The 4,758-nt window shown below is 65.2% G+C and carries 6 protein-coding genes; 4 read left to right on the top strand and 2 right to left on the bottom strand.

Features of this window, described 5'->3' with window-relative positions:
- A partial coding sequence (locus tag KGM94_RS23605) for a hypothetical protein (RefSeq protein WP_300264639.1) occupies positions 1–293 on the top strand: 293 nt, incomplete at its 5' end.
- 71 nt (positions 294–364) lie between these two features.
- Here KGM94_RS23605 and KGM94_RS23600 read toward each other — a convergent pair.
- Entirely contained in the window at positions 365–1,429 is a 1,065-nt protein-coding gene (locus tag KGM94_RS23600) for a 2-dehydropantoate 2-reductase N-terminal domain-containing protein (RefSeq protein WP_300264637.1), read from the bottom strand.
- 240 nt (positions 1,430–1,669) lie between these two features.
- Entirely contained in the window at positions 1,670–2,362 is a 693-nt protein-coding gene (locus KGM94_RS23595) for a cell cycle transcriptional regulator TrcR (RefSeq protein ID WP_300264635.1), read from the bottom strand.
- A gap of 252 nt (positions 2,363–2,614) precedes the next feature.
- Between KGM94_RS23595 and ispH the strand changes: the two genes are divergently transcribed.
- The 3 genes from ispH to KGM94_RS23580 all read left to right on the top strand — a co-directional run.
- Positions 2,615–3,583, top strand: coding sequence for a 4-hydroxy-3-methylbut-2-enyl diphosphate reductase (ispH, locus tag KGM94_RS23590; protein ID WP_300264633.1), 969 nt, complete (start codon positions 2,615–2,617; stop codon positions 3,581–3,583).
- Between the two features lie 6 nt (positions 3,584–3,589).
- Positions 3,590–4,573: a homoserine kinase gene (locus tag KGM94_RS23585; RefSeq protein ID WP_300264631.1), complete on the top strand. Its 984-nt coding sequence runs from the start codon at positions 3,590–3,592 to the stop codon at positions 4,571–4,573.
- A partial coding sequence (locus tag KGM94_RS23580) for an RNase H family protein (protein ID WP_366526271.1) occupies positions 4,570–4,758 on the top strand: 189 nt, incomplete at its 3' end. The genes KGM94_RS23585 and KGM94_RS23580, both read left to right, overlap by 4 nt.

Raw genomic sequence — 4,758 nt, 5'->3', positions numbered from 1 at the left:
GGCAACCGGTTCGTCAGCGGCGTGCTGGAGAAATTCCTGACCGAGCAGACCGGCAAGGATTAAGCGCGCGCCGATCCTCCCGCCACGTCAGCGTCGAGCTCAGAGAGCGATTCGATCCACCTCAAGGCGTCGCGCTCGCAATCCTGGTTGAGGCGCGCGACCTGCTTCGCGACTCGTCGCCGAACGCTATGCGACCGCGGATCGACAACGATCAAGCTCAAACCTTGAGCGCGCCGTCGTTGCCGCATCTTCGTCCGTTCGGCCCGTGCGGTCATGGAATTTTCCATCCGTAACGCGTTGCCGAGTAGGTAGCGTGATACGAGGCACGGGTCGAGTCTGGCGCGACGCACGTCCCAAGACGACGTTACTGCGCGCCGGAGCCGCCGGCCACGATCCGCTCGTTCAGCTTCTGGTCGACGGTCTCGACCGTGCGGTCGATCTCGGCATTGGGCAGGCCGAGCTGATGCGAGATCAGCTTCACCAGCAGATCGACCCGCTCGATGAAGGGTGCGCCGGCGGCGACGGCGCGGGCCGCCGACGAGGGCTTGAGCAGGCTTTCGGCCGCCTTGGCGTATTTTGCAAACGGTACCTGGTCCTGCGGATCGGCGCCGAGACGCCGCGCGATCATGTCGACATGGTCGTAGATCGACTGCGACAGCTTCAGATCCTTGTGCACGGCGTCGCGGATCGACTGCGGCTCGTGCGGCGTAATGCAGCGGTAGTTGCCGGTCAGCAGCATCGACCATTTCGCCAGGGGCACGAACAGCGAGTCGAACACCTTGAGTTTCACGGGAACGTCGTGGCCATCCAGCGTGACCGCGTCGATGTCGGCCTCCAGCTCCCGCAGCACCTTGTTGTGCTTCTCGTCCGCGAAGATGGCGGCCTTGAAGTTGGTGGGCAGGCCGACGTGCAGGACGTTCGCCGCCTCTTCCGGCGGACGGAAGGCCTGCGGATCGGGCGAGCACAGCGTCACCAGTCCTGGCTTGAAGCGCTCCCACACCTGCGCGTTGGTGTAGGCCTCCTCCAGGTCCATGTCGGCGAGCGCCGGGATCCGCTTCAGATAGGGCAGAGGCGGCATGTTCATGATCGACAGGCACGGCAGGCCGGCCGCCGCGATCTTGACCATCAGCACGCGCACCGTGTGGTTGGTATATTGCGGCTCCTGCATGGCGAGCGCGACCATGTCGTAGCGGGAGACGTCGACGTCGGCGGGCGTGACCGCGTCCACCTTGCCGGGCAGGTCGCGCGAGAAGATCGCCCGGTGCACCGCCTCATCGCGCAGCTTGATGCGGACCTCGGTGCCGTCGCGATTGATCAGCTCGGCGGTCCTGTTGCGGCAGACCAGGGTCACGTTGTGTCCCGCCATCAACAGCTTGGTGCCCAGTAGCGAGCCGTAGGAGGCTCCAAGGATCAGAATGTTGCGTGCCATGCTCTCTCTTTCACACATTCTCTGCGCCGTCGGAGCGAAGCCGGCCCGACCGCAAGCTGTTGGCATGCCAGTAACCCAAGGACTGGCATGCCAGCAAGAGCTATTGCAGGCATCGCACGGGATAGGGCGGGAGCCCGGCCGGATAGGCTTACCGCAAACGGAGATCGACGCGCGGCTCAAACGAAAACGCGGCGGGTGGCCCCGCCGCGTCCGTATCGCGTTCCGTGCAGCTCGCGAGACCTATTCGTCGTCGGGCTTCTTGCCGCCGATGGTCTTCAGCTTGGCGAACACGGCGTCGACGTTGAGGTCGTCGCTCGATTTCTCCGCGCCCTCGTATTCCGGCTCCTTCTTGGTGGTCTCGGAGGCTGGCAGCAGCGTGGCGCCGCCATAGGTCGTATCGACCGGCTTCTCCTTGGCCGCACGCTGCACCTCGAAATCGAGTTCGAGCTGCGAGCAGAGGCCGAGCGTAACCGGGTCCATCGGGGTGAGCGAGGAGGCGTTCCAATGGGTGCGGTCGCGGACGCTGGCGATCGTGCTCTTGGTCGTGCCGACCAGCCGCATGATCTGGGCGTCCTTCAGCTCGGCATGGTTGCGCAACAGCCAGAGGATGGCGCTGGGCCGCTCGTGGCGGCGGGAGACCGGGGTGTAGCGCGGCCCCTTGCGCTTGGGCTGGGGCGGCAGCACCACCTTGCTCTCCTGCAGATGAAGCCGGTAGTTCGGGTCCTTCTCGGCCTTCTCGATCTCCTCGCGGGTCAACTGGCCGTTGGAAATGGGATCCATGCCCTTGATGCCCTGGGCGGCGTCGCCGTCGGCGATCGCCCGGACTTCCAGGGGATGCATCTTGGTGAAATCGGCGACCTGGTCGAAGGTCAGCGCCGTGTTGTCGAGCAGCCAGACGGCGGTCGCCTTGGGCATCAGAGGTGCGTTGCTCATGGCAAATCTCCTTTGTGCTTCGCCCACCTCTTTGGAGGCGAAACCGGGGTCATCAGCGATGACGGGAATTGGCGCTATATAAGCCGTGAGAGGCCTGTCGTGCAATGGTTTGGCGCAAGGCATCAGCTAAAGTGCCTTGACACCGGCCGAAACCAGTCCCAAGTCGTGACCGTCGTCCCATAAAGTCGTACCTTGCCAATGACCGTTCCCCGCCCGCGGGCTCAAGGGGGTGATTCGGTCCCGAGATCGTCCATGCCAGCCAAACCTGACCTGAGAATCGTGCTTTGTTCTCCTCGCGGCTTCTGCGCCGGCGTGGTGCGGGCCATCGACACCGTGGAACGGGCGCTCACCTTGTACGGGGCCCCGGTCTATGTCCGCCACGAGATCGTGCACAATAGGTACGTGGTCGACGGGTTGAAGAAGAAGGGCGCGATTTTCGTCGAGGAACTGGCTGAAATCCCGGAAAATACCACCGCGCCGGTGGTGTTTTCGGCCCATGGCGTGCCGAAGTCGGTTCCGGCCGACGCGCAGTCGCGTAACCTGTTCTCGCTGGATGCGACCTGCCCGCTGGTGACCAAGGTGCACCGGGAGGCGGCGATCCATTTCAAGCGCGGGCGGGAGATCCTGCTGATCGGCCATTCCCATCATCCGGAGGTGGTGGGCACGCTCGGCCAGCTCCCGCAGGGCGCGGTGACGCTGATCGAGACCGCCGAGGACGCAAAGACCTTCACGCCGAAGGACCCGAACAACCTCGCTTTCGTGACCCAGACCACGCTGTCGATCGACGACACCGCGGAGATCGTGGCGCTGCTGAAGGAGCGCTTCCCCAACGTCAACGGGCCGCACAAGGAAGACATCTGCTACGCCACCACCAACCGCCAGCTCGCGGTGAAGAAGGTGGCGCCGGTGGTCGACGCGCTGATCGTGGTCGGTGCGCCGAATTCGTCGAACTCGCAGCGCCTGCGCGAGGTCGCCGAGCGCGAGGGCTGCCCCATTGCCGTCCTGGCCCAACGTGCCGCCGACATCGACTGGAAGCGGTTCGAGGGCATCAAGAGCCTCGGCATCACCGCCGGCGCCTCCGCGCCCGAGGTGATCGTCGAGGAGATCATGGACGCCTTCGCCGAGCGTTTCACGCTGCATGTGGAGACGGTCTCGGCCGCGGAGGAGAACGAGTTCTTCCCGCTGCCGCGCTCGCTGCGCCCCGAAGCCGCCGCCGAGTAGATCTTCATGGCGGTCTACACCGACGTCGCCGCCGACGAGCTTGCGGAATTCCTCGGCCAGTACGACCTCGGCGAGCTCTTGTCCTACAAGGGCATCGCCGAGGGCGTCGAGAACTCCAACTTCCTGCTGCACACCAGCAAGGGCTCGTTCATCCTCACGCTCTACGAAAAGCGGGTGGCGCGGAACGATCTGCCGTTCTTCCTCGCGCTGATGACGCATCTCGCCGAGAACGGCATCAGCTGTCCGCAGCCGGTGAAGGGCAGGGACGGCGAGGCGCTGCGCGAGCTCGCGGGCAGGCCCGCCGCGATCATCACCTTTCTCGAAGGCATCTGGCCGCGCAAGCCCAACGCCGTGCATTGCGCCGGCGTCGGCCAGGCGCTGGCGAAGATGCATCTGGCGGGGCGCAATTTCGCGATGTCGCGGCCGAACGCGCTGTCCGTCTCCGGCTGGCGGCCGCTGTTCGACCAGGCCGCCTCCCGCGCCGATACGGTGCAACCGGGGCTGCGGGTGTTTCTGGAGACCGAGCTCGATTATCTCGAAAGCGGCGTCTGGCCGAAGAACCTGCCCGAGGGCGTGATCCACGCCGATCTGTTCAACGACAACGTCTTCTTCCTCGGCGACAGGCTCTCCGGCCTGATCGACTTCACCTTCGCCTGCAACGACATCCTCGCCTATGACGTCGCGATCTGCCTCAACGCCTGGTGTTTCGAGCCCGATCATTCCTTCAACGTCACCAAGGCGCGCGCGTTCCTCAACGCCTATGGCCGCGAGCGCAAGCTGTCCGAGGCGGAAGAGGCGGCGCTGCCGCTCCTGGCGCGCGGATCCGCGCTGCGCTTCCTGCTGACGCGGCTGGTCGACTGGCTCAACGTGCCGCCGGGCGCGCTGGTGCGGCCGAAGGATCCGCTGGAGTATTTTCGCAAGCTGCGCTTCCATCAGAGCGTTGCGAGCGTGCGCGACTACGGGCTCACGCCCTCGGGGCTGGTCGCGTGAGCACATCGCCCAGCGTCACCATCTTCACCGACGGCGCCTGCTCGGGAAATCCCGGCCCCGGCGGCTGGGGCGCGATCCTGAAATCCGGCGACGCCGAGAAGGAGTTGAAGGGCGGCGAGCTCCACACCACCAACAACCGCATGGAATTGATGGCGGCGATCTCGGCGCTGGAAGCGCTGAAAAAA

The sequence above is a fragment of the Bradyrhizobium sp. genome (assembly GCF_028868675.1).
Classification (GTDB): Bacteria; Pseudomonadota; Alphaproteobacteria; order Rhizobiales; family Xanthobacteraceae; genus Bradyrhizobium.
The sequence above is the reverse complement of the archived record's forward strand: the minus strand, read 5'-3'. Positions and strand labels throughout refer to the sequence as shown.

Bases quoted from the DNA above. Each gene is read 5' to 3' on its own strand.
- KGM94_RS23600 (WP_300264637.1), bottom strand. From the start codon at position 1,429: ATGGCACGCAACATTCTGATCCTTGGAGCCTCCTACGGCTCGCTACTG.
- KGM94_RS23595 (WP_300264635.1), bottom strand. From the start codon at position 2,362: ATGAGCAACGCACCTCTGATGCCCAAGGCGACCGCCGTCTGGCTGCTC.
- ispH (WP_300264633.1), top strand. From the start codon at position 2,615: ATGCCAGCCAAACCTGACCTGAGAATCGTGCTTTGTTCTCCTCGCGGC.
- KGM94_RS23585 (WP_300264631.1), top strand. From the start codon at position 3,590: ATGGCGGTCTACACCGACGTCGCCGCCGACGAGCTTGCGGAATTCCTC.